General features: G+C 62.1%; 20 protein-coding genes and 1 pseudogene. 9 read left to right on the top strand and 12 right to left on the bottom strand.

All coding sequences use genetic code 11. The features are described 5' to 3' along the window. Both SM764_RS21620 and SM764_RS21615 read right to left on the bottom strand, forming a co-directional pair. Positions 1-649: calcium-binding protein (locus SM764_RS21620; protein WP_369002751.1), on the bottom strand; the 649-nt coding region annotated here is incomplete at its 3' end. Between the two features lie 873 nt (positions 650-1522). Continuing rightward, positions 1523-2413: a LysR family transcriptional regulator gene (locus tag SM764_RS21615; RefSeq protein WP_369002750.1), complete on the bottom strand. Its 891-nt coding sequence runs from the start codon at positions 2411-2413 to the stop codon at positions 1523-1525. 112 nt (positions 2414-2525) lie between these two features. Here SM764_RS21615 and SM764_RS21610 point away from each other — a divergent pair, with 112 nt between their 5' ends. The 8 genes from SM764_RS21610 to SM764_RS21575 all read left to right on the top strand — a co-directional run bounded on the left by SM764_RS21610 (position 2526) and on the right by SM764_RS21575 (position 11530). Continuing rightward, positions 2526-4076, top strand: coding sequence for a proton-conducting transporter transmembrane domain-containing protein (locus tag SM764_RS21610; RefSeq protein ID WP_369002749.1), 1551 nt, complete (start codon positions 2526-2528; stop codon positions 4074-4076). 14 nt (positions 4077-4090) lie between these two features. Next, complete coding sequence (locus tag SM764_RS21605; protein ID WP_369002748.1) at positions 4091-6496, top strand: YbcC family protein; 2406 nt, start codon at positions 4091-4093, stop codon at positions 6494-6496. A gap of 298 nt (positions 6497-6794) precedes the next feature. Further along, positions 6795-7271, top strand: coding sequence for a polyketide synthase (locus SM764_RS21600; protein WP_237028426.1), 477 nt, complete (start codon positions 6795-6797; stop codon positions 7269-7271). Positions 7272-7476: 205 nt separating this feature from the next. Beyond that, positions 7477-7860 carry a DUF2946 family protein gene (locus SM764_RS21595; RefSeq protein WP_369002747.1) on the top strand — a complete coding sequence of 128 codons (384 nt, stop codon included), beginning with the start codon at positions 7477-7479 and terminating at the stop codon, positions 7858-7860. A gap of 146 nt (positions 7861-8006) precedes the next feature. After that, the gene (locus tag SM764_RS21590; protein WP_369002746.1) at positions 8007-8633 is read left to right on the top strand and encodes a Crp/Fnr family transcriptional regulator; all 627 of its coding nucleotides are present in this window, start codon (positions 8007-8009) and stop codon (positions 8631-8633) included. 25 nt (positions 8634-8658) lie between these two features. Continuing rightward, the gene (locus SM764_RS21585) at positions 8659-9741 is read left to right on the top strand and encodes an ABC transporter substrate-binding protein (RefSeq protein WP_369002745.1); all 1083 of its coding nucleotides are present in this window, start codon (positions 8659-8661) and stop codon (positions 9739-9741) included. Beyond that, positions 9738-10781, top strand: coding sequence for a FecCD family ABC transporter permease (locus SM764_RS21580; RefSeq protein WP_369002744.1), 1044 nt, complete (start codon positions 9738-9740; stop codon positions 10779-10781). The genes SM764_RS21585 and SM764_RS21580 overlap by 4 nt, the downstream gene beginning before the upstream one ends. Next, positions 10778-11530: an ABC transporter ATP-binding protein gene (locus SM764_RS21575; RefSeq protein WP_369002743.1), complete on the top strand. Its 753-nt coding sequence runs from the start codon at positions 10778-10780 to the stop codon at positions 11528-11530. Before SM764_RS21580 ends, SM764_RS21575 begins: the two co-directional genes overlap by 4 nt. 239 nt (positions 11531-11769) lie before the next feature. Here the strand turns inward: SM764_RS21575 and cueR are convergent, their stop codons facing one another. Both cueR and SM764_RS21565 read right to left on the bottom strand, forming a co-directional pair. After that, the gene (gene cueR, locus SM764_RS21570; protein ID WP_369002742.1) at positions 11770-12192 is read right to left on the bottom strand and encodes a Cu(I)-responsive transcriptional regulator; all 423 of its coding nucleotides are present in this window, start codon (positions 12190-12192) and stop codon (positions 11770-11772) included. A 12-nt stretch (positions 12193-12204) separates the two neighbouring features. Next, a complete protein-coding gene (locus SM764_RS21565; protein ID WP_369002741.1) occupies positions 12205-14712 on the bottom strand; it encodes a heavy metal translocating P-type ATPase in 2508 nt (835 codons plus the stop codon). Between the two features lie 163 nt (positions 14713-14875). Between SM764_RS21565 and SM764_RS21560 the strand changes: the two genes are divergently transcribed. Next, positions 14876-15076 (top strand): heavy-metal-associated domain-containing protein, encoded by a 201-nt coding sequence (locus SM764_RS21560; RefSeq protein WP_065271053.1) that lies wholly within the window; start codon positions 14876-14878, stop codon positions 15074-15076. Positions 15077-15115: 39 nt separating this feature from the next. Here SM764_RS21560 and SM764_RS21555 read toward each other — a convergent pair whose 3' ends face one another. The 8 genes and pseudogenes from SM764_RS21555 to SM764_RS21520 all read right to left on the bottom strand — a co-directional run bounded on the left by SM764_RS21555 (position 15116) and on the right by SM764_RS21520 (position 20540). After that, positions 15116-15847, bottom strand: coding sequence for a DsbA family protein (locus SM764_RS21555; RefSeq protein ID WP_274832323.1), 732 nt, complete (start codon positions 15845-15847; stop codon positions 15116-15118). Position 15848: 1 nt separating this feature from the next. Next, complete coding sequence (locus tag SM764_RS21550) at positions 15849-16316, bottom strand: c-type cytochrome (protein ID WP_490363092.1); 468 nt, start codon at positions 16314-16316, stop codon at positions 15849-15851. Beyond that, positions 16313-16420: pseudogene (locus tag SM764_RS21545) on the bottom strand (multicopper oxidase domain-containing protein); the annotation flags it as partial. The gene SM764_RS21550 and the pseudogene SM764_RS21545, both read right to left, overlap by 4 nt. A gap of 14 nt (positions 16421-16434) precedes the next feature. Then, positions 16435-17337, bottom strand: coding sequence for a c-type cytochrome (locus SM764_RS21540; RefSeq protein WP_369002740.1), 903 nt, complete (start codon positions 17335-17337; stop codon positions 16435-16437). 2 nt (positions 17338-17339) lie between these two features. After that, positions 17340-17945 (bottom strand): c-type cytochrome, encoded by a 606-nt coding sequence (locus SM764_RS21535; protein WP_369002739.1) that lies wholly within the window; start codon positions 17943-17945, stop codon positions 17340-17342. Between the two features lie 61 nt (positions 17946-18006). After that, on the bottom strand, positions 18007-18465 hold the full coding sequence (locus SM764_RS21530) for a c-type cytochrome (RefSeq protein ID WP_369002738.1): 459 nt from the start codon (positions 18463-18465) through the stop codon (positions 18007-18009). 375 nt (positions 18466-18840) lie between these two features. Continuing rightward, complete coding sequence (locus SM764_RS21525) at positions 18841-19152, bottom strand: SHOCT domain-containing protein (protein WP_237028427.1); 312 nt, start codon at positions 19150-19152, stop codon at positions 18841-18843. Beyond that, on the bottom strand, positions 19149-20540 hold the full coding sequence (locus tag SM764_RS21520; protein ID WP_490363093.1) for an ATP-binding protein: 1392 nt from the start codon (positions 20538-20540) through the stop codon (positions 19149-19151). Before SM764_RS21520 ends, SM764_RS21525 begins: the two co-directional genes overlap by 4 nt. Between the last annotated feature and the right edge of the window lie 7 nt (positions 20541-20547).

Genomic DNA, 20547 nt, shown 5'->3' with positions numbered 1-20547 from the left:
TATCGGACCCCTCGCCGCCACGCAGCGTGTCATTGCCATCATCGCCGGAGAGCTGATCCGAGCCGCTTCCGCCAATCAGGCTGTCATCGCCCGATCCGCCGAACAGGAAATCCCCACCAGAATCGCCCGCAACCAGCGTGTCATTGCCAGCATTGCCATAGAGCTGATCAACACCACCGTCGCTGCCGACAATATAGTCATCCGTTGCAACACTATAGCTGTCCCCGACGATGGAGAAGCTCCCGTCGAACGTCCCGTTCTGCGGCAGAAACGAGCTGTGCAGGTGATAGTTCTGCAGCGTTACCGTGCTCTCATAGGAGGTGCCCGCCCCAAGGGTCAGGATCGTGTCGTTGCCCACATGCTCGAGCGAGATCGTCACGGCAGCACCCGGACCAAAGCTGTTCAACTCCAGCACATCGCCGTCAGAGAAATCCGTAATGACTTCGGCGCCAAACCCGTCGTAGTCCATACCGTTCCAGAGAAGATCCGCCTGGAAGGTGTCATTCCCGGCTCCGCCCGTCAGCGTGTCGTTTCCTCCGGCGCCGTTAAGGGTATCGTCAAACAATGACCCTTGGACTAGGTTGTCACCTTCGTCTCCAAACGCTGTGCCGCCAGCAGAAGGTGCGGTTACGGTGTTGGGTGATGTCATTAGTATCTCCAGAATTTAACATTTTGCAATCCAGGGTTGAACAACCCAAATATTAACAAATAGTTAAATCCTAAGCGCGTGCGTTAATATTTTCCGTTAGCGCTGCGCTCGATGCGATTAATTAAATGTAAAGTAAGATCATCTTTGCGTTAGGAATGCTCTGGTCAAGACGCGCATTGCGACAGTGCGCAACGCGCTCATTCATGTTGATCGCACAGTCGTTTTGTCTTTCCGCACTTGGTCAATGCAGCGGGATAAGTCAAAGCACTGCGCTTCGGGATGTCATGATCCCACATTGCAATGAGTACTGCCTCCCGCCGTTCTTCCGGTACCGTCAGGTTCGGCCTCCCTCTCGCAGCAATGGCGGGTCGGTAGCCTCCTTTCCCAGCAGGTCTTTCAAAACGACGTTGTCGAGCACTGTGTCTGCCTCATCTAACTGATCCAAATTGACTTTCACGGGCGTCCATCGCATCGCCAGATCCATCGACTTTTCACTTGGTGCGTCCTGCGCAACGCTGACCTTCAAGCCAAACGCACGTGTCCTTGCTCGGTGTCGCTGATCCGAAGGTCCGCTTCCAGAAAACCCAGCATGATCTATTGCGCCTGCGGCAGAACCTTCGCTGAACCTCTCATGCATGTCGTGGATGGGCGGGCTGACGCCATCCGGCGAAAAAGTCTGCCCGGTTTTATCTGCGATCGGGCAGCCGCGCCGCCGCACGTCCGATCTGCCCCTGCAGCGGACATGCTACGATCTCTCATTAAGAAAAAGCAGCCGTCTTGTCGACAAAACCAATGAAATCGAGTTTCCTGGAAGCATTACAAAAACAACCCTAGGAAGTTCGAAAGTCCGCAGATTGCACGCATGTTTGCACTTCAGGACAAGGCTGCGGAACCGGCATTCCTTTCGAGAAGATCCTGAACCAGAGCATTCGGAAACCGCCGTCGCTGGGTGATGGCGAAAAAGGTTTCCTTGATCCGGGGATGTTCTTTGGCCTCGACAAGCCGACCCGAGGTCAATTCGTCTTTCACGACGATCGGTGCGACCAGCGCCAACCCGATGTTTTCCCGGGCTAGAAGACGCATCATCGCCATATCGTCGACCTCGGCGGCGATCTGCGGACGTACGGACAACCGGCTGGCCATCGCGTCAAATGCGGTGCGCACGCTGCTGTCGGTGGTTGGCAGAATGAACGGTTGCTCGGCGAGCAAATCGCGGATCGGGCGCTCCGGATCAAGCCGCTCGGGCGCGCCGACGATGCTGACCTCCTGCTCTCCGATCTGATGGGTTTCGTAAGGCGTCAGACTGTCGTCCGGGGGCGGGCGGTTCATCAGCACCAGGTCAAGGTTTAGCGTTCCCAATCCTTCCAGCAATTCGGTCGGGCTGCCTGAACGCAGAATGACCTCGACATCCAGACGTGACAGGATCGGCCTAAGAAAGCCGATCTGAAAGTTGCGCGACAGGGTTGCAAGCGCGCCGACGCGCAGCGCCTTGCGATCCCGCACCGTGCCTTCAAGGGTCGCGACAAGTTCCTGTCCCGTCGAGAAAATTGCATCCGCGTGATCCAGCGCGATCCGCCCAGCTTCGGTCAGGTGCAATTGTCGCCCGCGCCGGTCGAACAGAGCGTGACCAAGCCGTTCTTCCAATTGCTTGATCTGAACTGACAAAGCGGATTGCGAGAGGTTCAGCCGCTGCGCCGTGCGCGTCAGGTTGCCGTCGTGCGCGACGGCCCAAAAGTAACGGAGATGGTGATAGTTCAACGGCATTCGTTAGATTTTATAGAACATACAATAAAAAACAATGAATTTTTACTATCAAGCAGACTCCCCTAAGCCATTGCGAAAGGTCGCTGACCGCGAATTTCAAAGGAGTCCGATGATGGCTTATCTGTTTTTACCCCTTCTGAGCCCGCTCGTCCTGCTGGTGGCCGCGTTCTATGCGGCGCGCCATCCCGGGAAACGCCCCAGACGGGTGCCTGCCCTGACCGAGGCCGCTGCATTCGCAGCATTCGCGATGGCGGCCGTGGCTGCAACGCTCCTTGTGGTCAAAGGCTCCGGCACCTCGGCCCTGATCGGGTTATTCGGTGTTGGACTGTCGGTGCGGCTCGATGCGGTGAGCGCGGTGATGCTGGTTCTGGTCAGCTTCATCGGCTGGATCGTGCTGCGCTATTCCAGGACCTACATGGACGGTGAGGATCGGCAAGGCGCCTTCACGGGCTGGATGTCTGCGACATTGGCCGCCGTCCTGCTGCTGGTCATGTCAGGCAATCTCTTTCAGTTGTTCGCGGCCTGGACGCTGACCAGCCTGTCGCTGAACCGGTTGCTGCTGTTTTATCCTGAACGCGCAACAGCGCAGCGCGCCGCCCGCAAGAAAGCCATCGTCGCACGGTTGAGCGAGGGCGCATTGGCCGGTGCCGTGATCTTGCTGATCGCGGCAACCGGGACCACTGATATCGAAACGCTTCTTGCCAGCGCTGAGGCCGATTGGCTGACTATGGGAGCAGCTCTCCTGCTTGCCCTGTCGGCCGTATTAGCCTCGGCGCAATTCCCGATACACGGATGGCTGACCGAGGTGATGGAGGCGCCCACGCCGGTTTCTGCCCTGCTGCATGCGGGCGTCATTAATGCGGGCGGCTTCCTGTTGATCCGCTTTGCCGACGTGATGCTGCTGGCCCCGGGTGTTATGGCGCTTCTCGTCATGCTAGGAGGGTTCACCGCACTGTTTGGTGGTCTGGTGATGCTGACCCAACCGGCGGTCAAGACTTCGCTGGCCTGGTCGACCATCGCGCAGATGGCTTTCATGATCATGCAATGCGGCCTGGCGCTGTTCCCGCTGGCTTTGCTGCATATCGTGGCGCATTCGCTCTACAAGGCGCATGCCTTCCTCAGCTCCGGTGAGGCAGTGCGCAATGTCGCGGCCATCGCCCGCCCTGGCCCGATTGCGGTTCCGAGCGCCCGCAACGTCCTGCAAGCCTTTGTCACTGCCATAGCGATCTATGGTCTGGTTGGCGTCGTTATTGGGTTTGATGGCAAGTCGGTTCAGGCCATCGCCCTGGGCGTCATCCTGATCTTTGGTGTCGCCTACTTGCTGGCGCAGGGCTTTGCCGATGCGGCGCCGCGCGCGCTGACGCAGCGCATCGTGGTCTACGCGCTGGTGACGTCGGTGAGCTATTTCGCCCTTCAGGTTATCGCCCAGTCTCTGACCGCTGGCAGCCTGCCTCCGACCCCAAACCCCGGCCCGCTGGAATGGGCGTTGATCCTGCTCGCTCTGATCAGTTTCGGAGTGGTCGCTGTGGCACAGGCGACCTTCCCCCTGTGGGCATCGCACCCGGCCGCAACAGGTCTGCGCGTGCACCTGACCAACGGCCTTTATGCCAATGCAATCTTCGACAAGCTTCTGGACGGATGGTCCAAGCGGTCTGCAGCCTGAAAGGAACCGACCTCATGTTTGCCAAACTCGAGACCTACCCCGCCGCCCTGCTGGAGCTCGTCGCAGAGGCCAACACGGCTGCCAAGGCGATCCCGCCGTTGTTCCCTCTATCTGCCAATGTCGCAGTGAACCCGTTTCTGGGTCAGAGCGATGAGCCGCTTGCAGTCACCGCCGCGCGTCTCGCGCGGGTCGGGGGCGCCCGGGCGATCCCACCACGTACGCATTGGGCAGGCAAAATCAACGCGGGCGAAATTTGCGACACAGATCTGAAGGAGGCATTGGCTTCGATCAAAGGCCAGTTCAACGTGCCAAGCCTGCAGGAGCTGAAAGCGTCTCTCGACGATGAGAGCCCCGCGCCCAAAGCCCTTCCTACCGTGGCAGAACTGGCAGCGGATGTCTCCGGCATCGACTGGCCCGGGCTTATTGATGACCGCATCGGCGTTTGGGCCGCCAGTCACTTCGATCAGGGGCAGGCACTCTGGAAACAGGCAGGCAGCGGTGGCCCCTTCAGGGCTTGGCGCGACTTCGCCTCGCGCGATCTGACGCCCGAGATTCAGGGGCTTACGGGCTTTTGCACTTTTGTTGCTGACACCAACCGTTCGCATTGGCGCGCTATTGGCCGCGCTTCGGAAAGGCTTGGCGTCACCACTGCTGCTGCGCCCACCGCGTTCCACCGCTGGCTGATGACGTTGGGCGGATGGGCGCAATATGGGCGCTATCTATTGTGGCAGGCGGAACTGGAAGGCACAGCGGACAGCAGCGTGACCGAACTTCTGGCCATCCGCATGGTCTTCGACGAAGCACTGTTCGAGCTCTACGAAGACCAGATTGCAGCACGTTGGGCAGATGTGGTCGCGGCCCATCAGAGCCCAGTTACTCCGCCCCGGGATCTTGTCATCGATGCGGTGCTGCAGGAGGCCGCAGAACGGGCCGAGCAGCGCGTGCTGGCCGACAGGCTGTCCTGCGGTTCAGCGCGCAAGGGCGAGGCGCGCCCGGCCGTGCAGGCGGCCTTCTGTATCGATGTGCGTTCGGAAGTCTTCCGCCGCGCATTGGAAGCGCAGGATGAAAGCATCGAGACGATCGGCTTTGCCGGTTTCTTTGGTCTGGCCAGCGCCCATAAGGCGGCCGGATCGGATGTGACAGAATTGCGCGGTCCGGTTCTCTTGCAGCCGGGGCTGAATTCACAGGCAGCCGAACCCGAAACGGCAAACCTGAACCGCCGCTATGGCGCCCGGGCCAAACGCGCCTGGGGCCGGTTCAAGCTGGCCGCAGTGTCGTCCTTTGCCTTTGTCGAGGCGTCGGGGCCGCTTTATGCAGGCAAGCTTGTCCGGGATGCTCTCGGCCTCGGCAATAAAACCGCGGAAGACCCTGCGCCGGTGATGGATCCTGCGCTTGATCTCGAAACCCGTGTTGGAATGGCGAAATCGGTGCTGACCGCCATGTCTCTCACGGATGAATTTGCGCCGATCGTATTGCTGGTCGGCCACGGCGCCGATGTCACCAACAATCCTCATCAAAGCGCCCTGCAGTGTGGCGCTTGTGGCGGTCACGCCGGGGACGTGAATGCCCGCCTGTTGGCGAGCCTGTTGAATAATCAGGACGTCCGGACTGGGTTGCGTGACGACGGGATCGATATCCCTTCGGATACGGCATTCCTGCCCGCGCTGCACCATACGACCACCGACAAAGTGACCCTGTTTGAACAGGATCTGTCGCCGGAAACGCCCATTGACCTTACCCAACTGAAGGCCTGGCTTGCCGCCGCCGGAGCGCTCGCCCGGGCGGAGCGTTCCCAGCGCCTGCCGCGCGCCGCGGGCGCAGCACATGTCGCGCAGCGGGCGCGGGACTGGGCCGAAACCCGCCCCGAATGGGGCCTGGCCGGATGCCGTGCCTTTATCGCCGCGCCGCGCCACCAAACCGATGGGGCAGATCTGTCCGGGCAGGCTTTCCTGCATAATTACGACTGGCGGCGGGATGATGGCTTTGGCGTGCTTGAATTGATCCTGACGGCGCCCGTCGTGGTCGCCAGCTGGATCAGCCTTCAGTATTACGGTTCAACCGTAGCGCCGGGCTTGTTCGGTGGCGGCAACAAGCTGCTCCACAACGTAGTGGGCGGTATCGGCGTTCAGGAAGGCAACACGGGCGCCCCGCGTCCGGGTCTGCCGTGGCAGTCAGTGCATGACGGCTACGGCTTTCAGCACGATCCGCTACGCCTGTCGGTAATCGTAGAGGCTCCGCGCGAAGCAATGTCCGAGATCCTGCGGCGCCATCCCGGCGTCCGCGCCTTGTTTGACAATGGCTGGCTGCACCTCATCGCAATGGATGACGAGGGCAAGCTGGCTTGGCGCTATTGCGGCGACTTGGAATGGTCACGCTTCAAGGATCAATCCGCCGACGCGCGCGCAATAGCAGCGGAATAGTCTGTTTCCCCCCGCCTGGAAATAGCTTTGGCGCACCTTCGTTCTGCTTCATGCAGAATGAAGGTGCCTCGCATTGGTTCTTATCGGTAATTTCAGGGGTCTAAGACGCTATAGGTACAGAGATGCAGCGAGCCAATAACTTCCCTGCACGCATTTTCCTCCATCTTGCCCCGCTGAACGGTCCATCTGACATGTTCCAAGGCCGCATGTGCGACGAAGGGCGCTTTTTTGATGCCGCCACGCGCCGAATAGGCCCGGCTTCAACCGGCTGAAAGGCTGAGTTTGCAAATGACGCTGTATGCGCCAAAGTTACCCCGGCGCACGGATCCGGGTCGCCCCTCGTGCCGATGTCCGCATTGTCGCAGCTGAAGTTGCGCGGTTGCGATTTACACCGGTTCTGCTATCGACCTTTGATATGAAGGTAATGCACTCCATCTGGTGGCTCCGCACGCTGGCCGTGCTGCTGACAGTTGCCTTGGCAACGTCGGGTTTTGCGCATCGCTTTGCAACACCGGAACAGCAGGCTGCACTGGATTATGCCCAAACCTATGGGCTGGACATCTCGTCGATCTGTGGAGATTTCGAGGATGCCGACAGCACGCAAACCTGTGACGCCTGCCGACTGCATTCGGCTATCTCCCTGCCAGAGCCAGCTGTTGCCCTCATCCTTGCCGAATTGTCTTGTGATCCGGCCGATTGGGTGCCGCAGCCACCTGTTCTGAACGCCCTCACCGCCGAAGCAGCACGCCCGGCACGAGCGCCTCCGACCGTCTGAATTTTCCCGACCTATTGGTGAAAAATCCGGCCCGTGCGCCGGAGCAGACTCTGGAGACATCCATGAATATCGCTCTTATTGCGGCTCTTGCCGCCACCTGTGACGTCACTGCGCGCTCTACGGGAATAAGGTAGAACCGGCGTTCATGGGCGATCCCGCCGACAGGCTGGGTCGTTCCTGAATGGACCATTTCGGCCCCTGATCCTTGTTCTTTCTCAGTCTCATAACACGCGCGCTGCTGCTCTTGGCGTTGCTCGGCTCGTCCACCGTGCCGGACGGGCTTATGCGCGCTCAAGGCCCCGAAGGCATGCGGTTGGTGCTTTGCACGCCCGACGGCACGCAGGAGGTCTGGCTCACCGATGCGGGCGAGATCATCCCTGCTGAGGATGATCAGCCTGCCCAGGACGATCACGGCGGGCCGCATTGCGTCCAAGTCAGCATCGCCGGGACCATGCCCTCTTCGAACGTCGGTCTTTTGATCCAAATGCCGCTTCGACCTTTGGCGCTGCCAACAGGTTCGGCGCAACGTCCAGTTTCGCTAGATCTTCCAAATCAACATCGCAGCCGCGCGCCGCCTCTTCCCGTCTGATCCTTCAGCCGGGGCCCCGCGCCCCTTGCCCGACAGTCAAAGACAAGGAAACCAGCATGACTGCGATGATACACCCGTGGCCTGACCACAGAGCCTTCAGAATTGCCTCAAGACTCGCCCTGTTCCGGGGAATGAGGTCTGCCGAGATGCGCAGTATCCAGCGCAAATTCACAACCGAAAATTACCGTGATGGCGAAGCACTGGCCTGCAAGGGCGTGGATGCGCCCTTCATGGGGATCGTCCGGTCCGGCATGCTGCGCGAGGACAGGCCGACGCCGCAGGGTCGCACGCATCTGCTGGCCCTGACCTTTGCCAACGAAGCGCTGGCGCCGCAGGGCTGCGTCCGTGCCAAATGCACGCTGACCGCCGTCGGTGAGACCGAGGTCATGACCTGCGACCAACGCACATTCGAGGAACTGGCCAGCGCCATTCCCCGGCTGCAGCTGAACCTCTTGCATCTGATACAGGACCAGTTGGCACAGGCGCAGGACTGGCAGCTGCTGCTGGGGCGCAAGACTGCCAGCGAACGCGTGGCCTCAATGCTGGTCTCCTTCCATCAGCGCCACGGGCGACCGGACGAGATGCACCTGCCGATGAGCCGCGCTGATCTGGGACAGTTGACCGGCCTGACGCTGGAAACCGTCTCGCGGCAGATGCGGGCGCTGGAAAAGGCGGGGCTGATTGCCATGCCGCTACCGACCCGCGTCCGCGTTCTGGATGCCGTAGCCCTTCACGAGCTGACCGGCGATGCGCCTGCACGCGTCGCCGCCTGACCTTTTCATGACACAGGGAGAAACCATGAAACTTGCACTGACAACCTGCATCGCCACGCTGCTGACCACCGCCGCATGGGCCGAGATCACCATCACCGACCTGCGCGACCGCACCCTTACGCTCAACGCTCCGGCGGAACGCGTGCTGCTGGGGTTTTACTACGAGGATTACCTCGCTGTCGTCGGCGACGGCGCGGTGGACAAGCTGGTCGGCCTGTCGCGCGGGCCTTGGGCCGACTGGCGCCCGAAACAATGGGACGCCTACACGCAAGTCTTTCCACAGCTGGCTGAGCTGCCCGATGTGGGCGACACAGAAAACAGCACCATGTCCATCGAGGCCGCCATCGCCGCAGACCCGGATCTGGTGATCCTTGCGGGCTGGCAGTACGACGCGCTTGGTGAAAGCGCGGCGCAGTTCGATACGGCGGATATTCCCGTACTCGTACTCGATTACAACGCCCAGACGCTTGAGGCGCACCTGGCCTCGACCCGCGCGCTGGGGATGGCGATGGGCACTGAGGAGCGCGCCGAGACGCTCGCGACGCTCTATGCCGAGATGACAGCAGACACTGCTGCGCGGGTAGAGCAGTCAACTGAGGCACCAAAAGTTTATGTCGAGCTGGCGCAGAAAGGGCCGGACGAGGTCGGAAACTCCTATGCAGGCGGCATGTGGGGCGGAGTTGTCGACCGGCTCAAGGGGCAGAACATCGCCAATGGCCAGATCGAGAACTGGGGGCCGCTTTCCCCGGAATACGTGCTGTCCCAAGCGCCCGAGGTGATCCTTCTCTCCGGCTCTGAATGGCTGAACCGTCCTGCCTCGGTCCCGTTGGGCTTTGGCGCGGACAAGGCGCTCGCGAACGAACGCATCGGTGCCTATCTCGGTCGCCCCGGCTGGTCAGACCTGCCCGCAGTCGAAAACGGCAAGGTCTACGGCATCTATCACGGCGGCTCGCGCACGCTGTCTGATTTTACCTATTTCCGTTTCCTTGGAAAGGCGATGCACCCGGCGACCTTTGCCGATGTCGACCCGCAGGCCGAACTGGCGAAGTTCTACGCCGACTGGCTGCCGATCACGCCCGAGGGCACCTTCATGATGCAGGCAGAATGAGTATCGCGGTAAGTGAAGGGAGCGGTTTCGACCGCACCCGCATCACCCGGATGGGGGCGGTCTGTGCCGCCCTCACCATCCTGGCGGCCCTGATGGTGGTGGACCTTGTGACCGGTCCCGCCGGTCTGCCTTTGTCCGATGTCCTGAAGGGCCTGCGCGATGGCCCGGATGCAGAGAACCGCCGCCTCGCGACTATCCTGTGGCATCTTCGCATGCCGCAGACCCTGATGGCTGCACTGGTGGGGGCTGCCCTGGGGATCGCCGGGCTGATGATGCAGACCATCCTTAATAACCCTCTGGCCAGCCCCTATACGCTGGGCTTTTCCGCCGCTGCCGGTTTCGGCGCAGCACTGGTGATCCTGTTCGGCACGGCACTGCCGGTGGCGATGTGGATCGGCGTACCGCTCGCGGCCTTTGCCGCCACGCTGGTCGCAGCTGGACTTGTCTACCTCGTCGCGCACCTGCGCGGCGCCTCGCCCGAGATGCTGGTACTGGCGGGCATAGCGGTGCTCTTCCTGTTCCAGTCGCTGCAATCGCTGCTGCAATTCATGGCGGCCCCCGAAGTGCTGCAACAGATCGTCTTCTGGCTGTTCGGCAGCCTGCTCAAGGCGACCTGGACGTCGGTTCAGGTTTTGTCCGCGATCCTTGCCGTGACCCTGCCATTGATTGCCCGTGAAGTGTGGAACCTGACCTCACTGCGCCTTGGCGAAGGCAATGCTGCAAGCCTTGGCCTGAACGTCGAAAGGTTGCGCCTGCGGGTGCTGGTGATAATCGCGCTTCTGACTGCCGGTGCCGTCAGCTTTACCGGCACCATCGGTTTTGTCGGCCTGATCGCCCCGCATGTCGGGCGCGCTCTGGTGGGCGAAGATCACCGTTTCGGCCTGCCGATGGCAGCGATCATGGGCGCTGTGGTGCTGGTCGCCGCCTCCGTACTGGGCAAGGTCATCTCGCCCGGTGCGGTCATTCCGGTGGGCATCATCACCGCCATCGCGGGTATTCCGATGCTGCTTGCAATCATTCTGCTGAAAGGGCGCACATGAGTTTGGTTCTGAAAAACTTCACCGTTGATGCCGGGCGCCGCCGCTTGCTGCGGATTGACAGGCTCGAGCTGCCCTCAACCGGGCTCGTTGCGGTAATTGGCCCAAACGGTGCAGGCAAATCCACCCTGCTGAAGGCTCTTGTCGGGGTTCAGCGCCACGGCGGCAGCAAGGCGCTGGACCAGAACTGGCCTGCGCCTGAACGCATCGGGTTCATGCCACAGGATTTTACCGTGAAGGCAGCCATGAGCGTCGCGGAATGTGTGCTGCTTGGGCGGCGCGAAAGGCTCGGTTGGCGCATCACAGCGCGGGAGCGCGCCGAAGTTGCCCAGATGCTGGAGATGTTAAACCTGTCACACCTCGCCGATCATCGGATGGATAGTCTGTCAGGGGGCCAGCAACAGCGCGTTCTTCTGGCGCAACGCCTGATCCGCGATCCCCGCCTGCTGATCCTCGACGAACCCACCAGTGCGCTGGACCTGCACCACCAGCTCGAGGTACTCGAACAGTTGCAAAGGCTTGCGCAGAGCAGACTCGTGCTCGCGGCCTTGCACGACCTGACCTTGGCAGCCCGTTATGCGGATCAGACGGTATTTCTTGAAACCGGCAGGCTGGCCGAGGCTGGACCAACCTCACAGGTTCTGCGGTCGCCCTGCCTGGACCGGGCCTATCACATCGACAGTGAGATTCTCCGTGATCGCGATGGCGGGCCAGTCTTCGTCGCGCACCAGGCTCGGTCGCCGAAATATTGAAGTATTGTAGATCAGCGCTCCCAAGTGTGAGCCCAAGACGCCGAAGGTTTGATCTAGCAGGTTGTCAATCTCGACGCGGCAGATCACTCAGATACCGCATGTACCCGCCGCACTAGCCTTTACCCTGCCGCATCCTTTGGTCGCGCTTTGAAAATGCCTTAGGGGTCTCGCGAAAACAGCACTTTCTCCGCGTCCGAAAGCCCACCCCATACAGCACCCGCGAATTCACGCTTGCCTCATCAACGCACCGCAGGCTCCCCAATGTTTTCCTCAGTCGTGTTTCGTGCCAGATCCTTCAGGATGGGGCAATCCGGGCGGTGATCTCCCGCGCAGGCATGCACCAGTTGATCCAGCGTGTCACGCATCGACTGGAGCTGAGTGATCTTCTCGTCGATCTGGGCCAGATGCTCTTCGGCAATGCGCTTGACCTGCGCGCTTTCCCGGCCCTCGTCCTCGTATAGCGCCATCAGCGCCCGGCAAGTGCCGATGGAAAAACCAAGCGCCCGGGTGCGGCCGAGGAAGGCAAGCTTGTGCAGGTCCTGTTCACGGAATCTGCGATACCCGTTTTCGCTGCGCTGCGGGCAGACCAGGCCAATATCCTCGTAGTAGCGGATCGTTTTTGCGGGCAGTCCTGATCGCCGTGATACGTCACCGATATTCATCACAGACTCCCCTCATTCCGCCGGAACCGGCGCCTTGCTTGCGCGGGCACCGCTGACCCCGGCTTTTTCGTCCATGGCTGGCGCCACCCGGCGCAGGCGCAGCGCGTTGGTCAGGACAAAGACCGACGACAGTGCCATCGCACCTGCCGCCAGCATCGGAGACAACAGCACACCGAAGGCGGGATACAGTACGCCCGCCGCAACCGGCACCAGCGCGGTATTGTACCCGAAGGCCCAGAACAGGTTCTGGCGAATGTTGCGCATAGTGCGGCGAGAGACCTCGAAGGCGTTGACCACACCGCGCAGGTCACCCGACATCAGCACCACATCAGCGCTTTCGATGGCCACATCCGTGCCGGTACCGATGGCGATGCCGACATCGGCATGGGCAAGCGCAGGCGCGTCATTGATGCCATCCCCGACAAAGGCGATCTGGCGCCTCTGCCGCAACTCATCGAGCGCCGAGACCTTGCCGTCGGGCAGAACCCCTGCGATCACGTGGTCGATGCCCGTTTCGCGGGCGATGGCTTCGGCTGTCTCGCGCTTGTCGCCGGTGATCATGGCAACTTTCAGCCCCTTTTCATGCAGCGCAGCGATGGCCGCGCGGCTGGCCGGTTTCACCGGGTCGGCCACGCCGATCACCGCCGCAAGCCGCCCATCAACTGCCGCGTAGAGCGCCGTACGCCCGCGTTTGGCAAGCTCGGTCTCCTGCGCCGCCAGCGCCGCCGTGTCGATGCCTTCGCGTGTCATGAACCGGTCGGCGCCGACCAGCACCTGCGCCCCGTCCACCATGGCGCGCACGCCGTGGCCGGTGACCGAGGTGAAATCGCCCGCCTCAGCGCGTGGTGCGCCCTCGGCGCGGGCGGCGCGGACGATGGCTTCGGCGATCGGGTGCTCCGAGCGCTCCTCCACTGCGGCGATTTTGGACAGCACCTCCGCCCGTTCAAAACCTGTCGCGAGAACAAGGTCGGTCAGTTCCGGGCGGCCCTCGGTCACGGTGCCGGTCTTGTCCAGCGCCACGACCTCGACCGTGTCCAGCTGTTGCAGCGCGTCGCCCTTACGGAACAACACGCCCATCTCAGCGGCGCGGCCGGTGCCCACCATGATCGAGGTCGGCGTGGCCAGACCCATGGCACAGGGGCAGGCAATGATCAGCACCGATACACCTGCGACCAACGCCAGCGTCAGCGCGGGCGACGGGCCGAAGATCAGCCAGACGAGGATGGTTAGGGTCGCGGCGGCCATCACTGCGGGCACGAACCACAGGGTGATCCGGTCAACCAACCCCTGGATCGGCAGCTTGGCGCCCTGCGCCTCTTCGACCATGCGGATGATTTGGCTGAGGGTGGTGTCACCGCCAACCCGCGTGGCGCGGAACTGCAGGCTTCCTGCGCCGTTCACGGTACCGCCGGTGACGGCATCACCAGCGGTCTTTTCCGCTGGAACCGGCTCGCCCGTCAGCATGCTTTCGTCGACGTGGCTGCTGCCCTCGATCACCTCGCCATCCACGGCAATGCGCTCGCCCGGGCGGACGACGATAATGTCGCCCTGCACCAGCTCATCGACAGAGACCTCGGTGCTCTCGCCGCCCCGCATCACGCGGGTGGTGCGCACCTGCAGCCCCAGCAGTTTCTGGATCGCGGCGCCGGTGCGCCCCTTGGCGCGCGCCTCAAGGAAGCGCCCCAGCAGGATCAGCACGACGATGACTGCTGCCGCCTCGAAATAGACCGCACGCACCGCGTCCGGCAAAAGCGCAGGCAGGAAGGTTGCGACAACGGAGTAAAGATAGGCCGCCCCGGTACCCACCGCGACAAGGCTGTTCATGTCCGGCGCGCCCTTCAGCAGCGCGGGCAACCCTTTGAGATAGAAAATCCGACCTGGCCCGATCAGCACCAGAGTCGTCAGTGCGAACTGCAACAGCCAGCTGGTCTGCTGACCGATGGTGGCGTTGATCCAGTGGTGAAAGGTCGGAAACACATGGCCGCCCATCTCGACCACAAAGACCGGCAGCGCGAGGGCGGCGGCATAGGCCATGCGCCGGGCAAGGCTGCGGGCCTCCTCCGCCTTGCGGGCGGTGCGATCCTCTCCGCCCGCCGCCTCTGCCACGGTTGCGGGATAGCCGGCGTCCTTGCTGGCCGCGATCAGTTCGGCGGGGGTGACCGCGCCTTCGGCATAGCGCACGGTCGCGGTTTCCGATGCGAGATTTACATTGACGTCAAGCACGCCCGGCACCGCCTCCAGCGCCTTGTCGACGCGCCCCACGCAAGAGGCGCAGGACATCGATTCCACGTTCAGCGTCACCGACGCCACCCGCGCCGGGTAACCAAGCTTGTCGAGCGCCGCGATGGCGTCTGCGATGCGATCCGGGTTGTCAGCAACCAGTCGTGCGGTTTCAGATGCAAGGTTGACCGAGACGTCATGGATGCCCTCAACCGCCGTCAGGCCGCGGTCCACGCGCCCAACGCAAGAGGCACAGGACATGCCTTCGACGGACAATGTAACAGGGGTTTGTTCGGGCATGACAGCCTCCTCGATTCTGTGTGGCTGTGCCTTACATGGTGGTTCTAGTCACTGGAAGGTCAAGGGCGCGTCAAAATTTTATCACAGGTCAGATCACGTCTTGACCTTCCCCTAACTGGAAGCCCCATCTCTCGCCCTGCAACCAAACCAGAGAGGGTTCGAAATGGAATTCAAGGTTCCGGACATGAGCTGCGGCCACTGCACTGCCGCCATCGAAAAATCCGTCAAGGCCGCCGATCCGGCCGCCACGATTGCCTGCGACCTCGGCGAACGCCTGGTGAAGATCGACAGCGCACTGTCGGCTGATCAGCTTGCCGCCGTGATCAAGGACGCGGGCTACGACTCGCAGCCCGCTGCCGCCTGATCCAGTCCCGCGTCGGCCCCCTCCGGCGCGGGATCCCCGTTATTCGGCGCGGTCCCGGGCTGTGCTCACAAGTTCCGAAAGCTGGTCCTTTTCAACAAATCCCGGCACCAGCGCATCCCCGACAACGAAGGACGGCGTTCCGTTGAAGCCAAGCGCCTGGGTCAGACGCATCGATGTGGCGATGTGTTCAGCCACTTCCGGCGCCTCCATGTCTTTTTTCAGCTGCTCAAGATCCAGCCCGACCTCTTCGGCGACGCGCAGGACCGTGGCCTCCTGGGCGCGGCCCTTGATCGCCATCATCGCCCAGTGGAATTCTTCATATTTTCCCTGCGCCCGCGCCGCGAGCGCGGCTTTGGCGGCAAAGACCGAGCCGTCGCCAAGAATGGGCCATTCTCGGTAGACAAGTCGGATATTGGGATCTTCCTCGATCAGCGCCCGGACCTCGGGTTTTACCCGGCGGCAATAGGGGCAGTTGTAGTCGAAGAACTCCACCACGGTTACATCTCCCTCCGGATTGCCGAGGACCGGCGCATTCGGATCGCGTTCAATCAGGTCGCGCTGACTGCGCAGCACCTCTGCCTGAGTTTCTGCCTGTGCATCCGCCTGTTGTTTTTCCAGCAGAGCAACGGCCTCCATGACGATCTCGGGGTTCTCCCGTATCGTCTCCAGGACCAGCTCCCGGACGCGGGCCTCGTCGAGTTCCTGCGAGAGTGCGGGTATCGGCAGCAACGTGGCCATCGCCAGTGCAAGGATCGGTGCCTTAAGGGTCATGTCAGTTCTCTCCATTTTCCGCAGTGGTTCGCGCTTTCTGAGCTTCCTTTACATGCTCCGGCCAGGTGGACCGGATATAGCCCAGCACGTTGCGGATCTGCTGATCCGTCAGGCTGTCGCCAAACCCCGGCATACCACTGTCAAACTCCATGCCCTGCTGGGCCATAAGGGCCTTGCCGCCCAGCTTGGTATAGTTGAACAGCAGGCTGTCCGAATGATGCCAGGTGTGCCCCGTTTCATCATGCGGGGGGGCGGGCAGACGCCCGTCGGGGCCGCGTGTGCGCCAGTCCGGCTGGCCTTCCAGCTGAGCCCCGTGACAGGCAGCGCAGGCTTCGGTGTAAAGGGCCTCGCCCTCGGCAATGTCCAGCCCCTCGGCGCCGGAGGCCACCGCCGGATCCTGTCCTTGCAGCATCCAAACGCCTCCAGCCACTGCCGATGCCAGCACGGCGATGATGACTTGCACCCTCATGTGACCCGCGCCCATGTCTTCATGCCCGAGGCCGCATGGGTGAGCATATGGCAGTGCAACAACCGGTCGCCGGGATTGTCAGCGGCAAAGGTAAGGGTGCGCGTTGCGTCCACATCGTTCATTCGGCTGCTCCCCCATCAGCGTCGAGCAGATAGGTGGCGATGGCTTCACGGTCCTTTGGAGTCAGGAACCGGGTGCCTTCGCGGACTACCTCGGCCATGCTGCCGCCAAAGGCATCGCCTGATGGCGTCAGGCCCGTCTGCAACGCGTAGGACAGCGACGAGACTGTCCAGCCGTTCTTGGCTAGATCAGCGGCCCGGATCGAGGGTGCCTTGCTGCCGCCCGGAAGCGCGTCATTGCCGGCAAAGGCTGCGTCAGGATCGCGGCCCCCCGCCAGATTGCGCGGCGTATGGCAGGCCCCGCAATGGGCCGCACCGCGAACCAATTCCCTGCCCCGGTTCCAGGCCGCACTGCGCCCCGGCAGCGGTTCCGTCCCCGGATCGTGGAAAAACGCGGCCCGCCAAAGCTTCAGTCCCCAGCGCTGATTGAAGGGAAAACCGACCGCATGATCCGGCGCGGCCTCAGGCACCGGTGCCACGGTCTGAAACGCGGCCCACAGATCGGCGATATCCTGATCGGGAAACTCTGCGTAGAAGGGGTAAGGAAAGGCCGGGAAATAGGGTTCCCCATCTGGTCCGATCCCCTGACGGATGGCTTTTGCAAAACTCTCGGCAGTCCAGCCGCCGATGCCATGTTCGGGATCGGAGGTCAGATTCGGCGGATAGAAGGTGCCGAAATCCGTCTTCAGCGGCGCCCCTCCCACCAGCGGGGCGCCGCCCGCTTCGAAATTCGAATGACAGGCGATACAGCCGCTGGCACGTGCCAGGTAAGCACCCCGGTTAACGTCGCCCTCGGTCGTGATCGGCTTCGGAGCACTGCCGACGGGCCACGCGATTACCGCGGTCAGGGCAACGGCAACACATGCCGCAGTCCCGCCAGACAAAAATGCGACCCGGCGCATGCTCAGTGGTCTTCCGCCCGGAACCGGGAATGACAGGCCGAGCAGACCTGTGTCGTCATCGCAAAGGCCGCATCTACAGGCATCGCGGCGATATCTTCTGCACGCATCATCCCGGCACCGCCGCCCATCATACTGGTGCCTGACCCCATCATGGATCCGTTGCCCATCATCGACCCCGATCCCATTCCGGAGCTATTCCCCATCATCGACCCTGCGCCCATTCCTCCGCCACCAGCGAGGCCATTCCCGGCAGCGCCCTCCAGGCCCTCGGCGTAGATTGCCAACTGCCGTGCCAGCGCCGCGAACCGATCCCAGTCTGACCAGACCGCATCCTTGGCCTCAGAAGGGGCACCGCCAGACCCTTTCGGGAAAAGATCGGTCAGGGCCTCGCCTGCGTGTTTCTGGAAAATCCGGGCTGTGTTGCGCATGGCTGCGGCATCATAGGTCCTCTCGCCGCGCATCATCGGGGTGACCGCCTTCACGGCATCCCCCATCGCTTCCATCGATTCCATCCGATCCCTGACGATACCCTTGGCATTGCCGTGCGCAAAGGCTGCGACTGCTGTGCCGGTGATGACGATTGCTGCCAGAATGGGTGTTTTCTTCATCGTATCAATACTCCGTTGATGCTGAATTTTGCTGCCCTTGGAGATCAAGAACCCAGGTGCATCACTCGATCCCGTTCGCACGTTGCAGTTCACGCACGTAGGCAATGACCATCTTGACATCACCTGGCGTGACCCCCTCGACCGGTGGCATATTGCCAAAGGGCCAATGATGGGCGCGCACCCCGTTCTGCGCAGCCAGGACAAAGGCCATGTCGGAATGGTGGCTGGGTTCATAGACCTTATGCACCAGCGGCGGCGCAACCCCGTTCTGCCCTGCTGCGTTTTCCCCGTGACAGTCGGCACATTTGGCTTCGAAGATGGATTTTCCAAGCTGGGCATTGCCAGAGAGTTCTGTCGGCAGCGCGACCGTTGCAATCGGAGCGCCAGGGGCAAGCGCGCCCGTGTCAGGCGACGCCATCGAATGACCCACCGGTGCGGCCTCAGGTTGCAGGTACTGCCAGCCACCGACTCCGATTCCCCCAGCCAGAATGACGGCTACCACAACAGTCAACTTGTTCATTTCGTGTCTTTCTTTCGCTTTTCCTAGTGCAGATGAGGCCCGACCTGCGTTCCGGCGGACGCTCTTTCGACTGCTTGGGGCGTGCCTGCCCTCTGCCTGCTTTGAATAAGTGAATATCGAAGGCACCCCATGCGGCAAGCTGGGACGGCCGCAAGAAATGTATCGGTTTGTATCCTTGACCAGATCCGGCGGCGGGACGGCCTGACGAGCACAGCTTTTCGGGAGCATGATCACATCCATGCTGGCAAAAAACCAATCTAGCGACCCTGACCGCAACCGGGTTCTATGACACGCGTGAGGATCAGCCTCACCGGTCCTGCCTCCTAGAGCTGCGCCCAGCCTGTGCTGTTCGAACGTTTGACCTGTTGGGTCCGGTCATTCCTCAAGCGTGGCCTTGCGACGGCGGAATTCATCCTCATCGATTTCGCCCTTGGCGAGCCGTTCCCGCAGGATATCGAGCGCATCGGAGGACCGGGCGCCACCCGGGCGGCTGTCCCTCAGCCAATGCACGGCCAGCACGATCAGGGCGATGACAACGCCCCAGAAGACCAGCATCATCAGCCCGCCGAATACGCCATAGCCGCCGCCCCACATCATATGCCCGTCCCAGTGGCCTTCGGGATCTGCCATCGCTGTTGAGGCGAAAAGGCCCGCAGCAGCAGTCATACTCCAGAGTTTCAGGGTCATCTTTCTCTCCTTTCATCGGGTGTTTCTCCGGCAAGCGGGATCGTCACGATGGCGCGTAGCCCGCCTGTTTCACGGTTCCTGAGGGTGATGTCGCCGCCATGCGCCTGGATGATCGTCCGCGCAATCGACAGGCCCAGCCCATGCCCCCCGGTTTCCAGCGATCGCGACGCCTCAAGCCGGTAGAACGGGTCAAAGACTTTCTCGGCCTCGTCCTCCGGAATGCCGGGGCCGTTGTCGTCAACCGTCAGGACAACAGTATCGCCCACGCGCTGCCAGCCCACCGAGGCGCCGCCGCCATAGCGATTGGCGTTTTCGACAAGATTGCGCAGCGCCCGCCGGATGGCATTGGGCCGCAAGCGCGCCCTTGTGTCAGGCCCGGCGCCAAGATCGAAACCGCCTGGTATGTCGGCGCGCAAGGCCGAAAGAAAATCATGCAGTTCTATGGTTTCAGGGCGTTCGGATCCGGTCAGCCCTCGGGCAAAGGTCAGCGTTGCATCGACCATGCCCTGCATTTCCTGTACCGAGGCCACAAGGCTGTCGCGGGTTTCCTCATCATCGACCATCTCGGCGCGCACCCGCAGGGCGGTCAGCGGTGAGCGTAGGTCGTGCCCCAAAGCGGCAAGCATCCGCGTGCGGTCCCCTACAAAGCGAGTCAGGCGGTCCTGCATCCGGTTGAAAGCACGGGTAAGATCGCGCACCTCGCTTGGGCCTGCGACGGGCAGTTCGGCCACATCTTCGCCGCGTCCAAGACTGTCGGCCGCTCGGGCCAGCCGCCTGAGGGGGCCAGTCAGGCGCGCCATCACGAACCAGATTACCACGACCAGCAATACCGCCGCCGACAGGGCGAAGGTCAGCATCGAATAGATCGGCCACTGGATCGGAGGCCGTTCAAAACGAGTGCCCACGTTCAGCCATTGACCGCCACGGATCGCGATAGAGAGGTTCATCTCCACCGCCGTCAGCTCACCTCGCATCATCGCCATATGCATGTCCGTCATTTCCGGCGACAGGTTGGGCAGCGGCATCAGCTGCCCTTCGATCTGGTGCAACTCGACGCGGATATCCCGGCTGTAACTGTCGTCCAGCAAGGTCCGGATACGGGCTTCGACCAGGCCGCCGTCAGAATGGTCCATGTGCTGGACCGACGCGATATCGGCCAATTCGAAACGTACCAGCGGCGAGTTCGCGGCCCGCAGGATCGAAGCATGCAGATCGGGTGGCGCTTCCTCGATCAGCCGCGCCACATTTGCCGCGCGCCCGGCGGCTTCAAAGCCAAGCGCGGCGCGGATCGCGAGGCTGCGTTCATCCGCGAACAGGAACAGGCTGAGCAGTAGCGCTGCGACCAGTGCCGCAACGACCAGCAGGGTTAGCTGCACCCGCAGCGACATCCGGCGG

The sequence above is a fragment of the Pseudophaeobacter sp. 1A16562 genome, from assembly GCF_041008785.1.
Taxonomy (GTDB): Bacteria; Pseudomonadota; Alphaproteobacteria; order Rhodobacterales; family Rhodobacteraceae; genus Phycobacter; species Phycobacter gallaeciensis_A.
This window is presented reverse-complemented; position numbering and strand designations above follow the sequence as displayed.

Coding starts and splice junctions, on each gene's coding strand:
- SM764_RS21615 (WP_369002750.1), bottom strand. CDS start 2,413: ATGCCGTTGAACTATCACCATCTCCGTTACTTTTGGGCCGTCGCGCAC.
- SM764_RS21610 (WP_369002749.1), top strand. CDS start 2,526: ATGGCTTATCTGTTTTTACCCCTTCTGAGCCCGCTCGTCCTGCTGGTG.
- SM764_RS21605 (WP_369002748.1), top strand. CDS start 4,091: ATGTTTGCCAAACTCGAGACCTACCCCGCCGCCCTGCTGGAGCTCGTC.
- SM764_RS21600 (WP_237028426.1), top strand. CDS start 6,795: ATGCGCCAAAGTTACCCCGGCGCACGGATCCGGGTCGCCCCTCGTGCC.
- SM764_RS21590 (WP_369002746.1), top strand. CDS start 8,007: ATGCGCAGTATCCAGCGCAAATTCACAACCGAAAATTACCGTGATGGC.
- SM764_RS21585 (WP_369002745.1), top strand. CDS start 8,659: ATGAAACTTGCACTGACAACCTGCATCGCCACGCTGCTGACCACCGCC.
- SM764_RS21580 (WP_369002744.1), top strand. CDS start 9,738: ATGAGTATCGCGGTAAGTGAAGGGAGCGGTTTCGACCGCACCCGCATC.
- SM764_RS21575 (WP_369002743.1), top strand. CDS start 10,778: ATGAGTTTGGTTCTGAAAAACTTCACCGTTGATGCCGGGCGCCGCCGC.
- cueR (WP_369002742.1), bottom strand. CDS start 12,192: ATGAATATCGGTGACGTATCACGGCGATCAGGACTGCCCGCAAAAACG.
- SM764_RS21565 (WP_369002741.1), bottom strand. CDS start 14,712: ATGCCCGAACAAACCCCTGTTACATTGTCCGTCGAAGGCATGTCCTGT.
- SM764_RS21560 (WP_065271053.1), top strand. CDS start 14,876: ATGGAATTCAAGGTTCCGGACATGAGCTGCGGCCACTGCACTGCCGCC.
- SM764_RS21555 (WP_274832323.1), bottom strand. CDS start 15,847: ATGACCCTTAAGGCACCGATCCTTGCACTGGCGATGGCCACGTTGCTG.
- SM764_RS21550 (WP_490363092.1), bottom strand. CDS start 16,316: ATGAGGGTGCAAGTCATCATCGCCGTGCTGGCATCGGCAGTGGCTGGA.
- SM764_RS21540 (WP_369002740.1), bottom strand. CDS start 17,337: ATGCGCCGGGTCGCATTTTTGTCTGGCGGGACTGCGGCATGTGTTGCC.
- SM764_RS21535 (WP_369002739.1), bottom strand. CDS start 17,945: ATGAAGAAAACACCCATTCTGGCAGCAATCGTCATCACCGGCACAGCA.
- SM764_RS21530 (WP_369002738.1), bottom strand. CDS start 18,465: ATGAACAAGTTGACTGTTGTGGTAGCCGTCATTCTGGCTGGGGGAATC.
- SM764_RS21525 (WP_237028427.1), bottom strand. CDS start 19,152: ATGACCCTGAAACTCTGGAGTATGACTGCTGCTGCGGGCCTTTTCGCC.
- SM764_RS21520 (WP_490363093.1), bottom strand. CDS start 20,540: ATGTCGCTGCGGGTGCAGCTAACCCTGCTGGTCGTTGCGGCACTGGTC.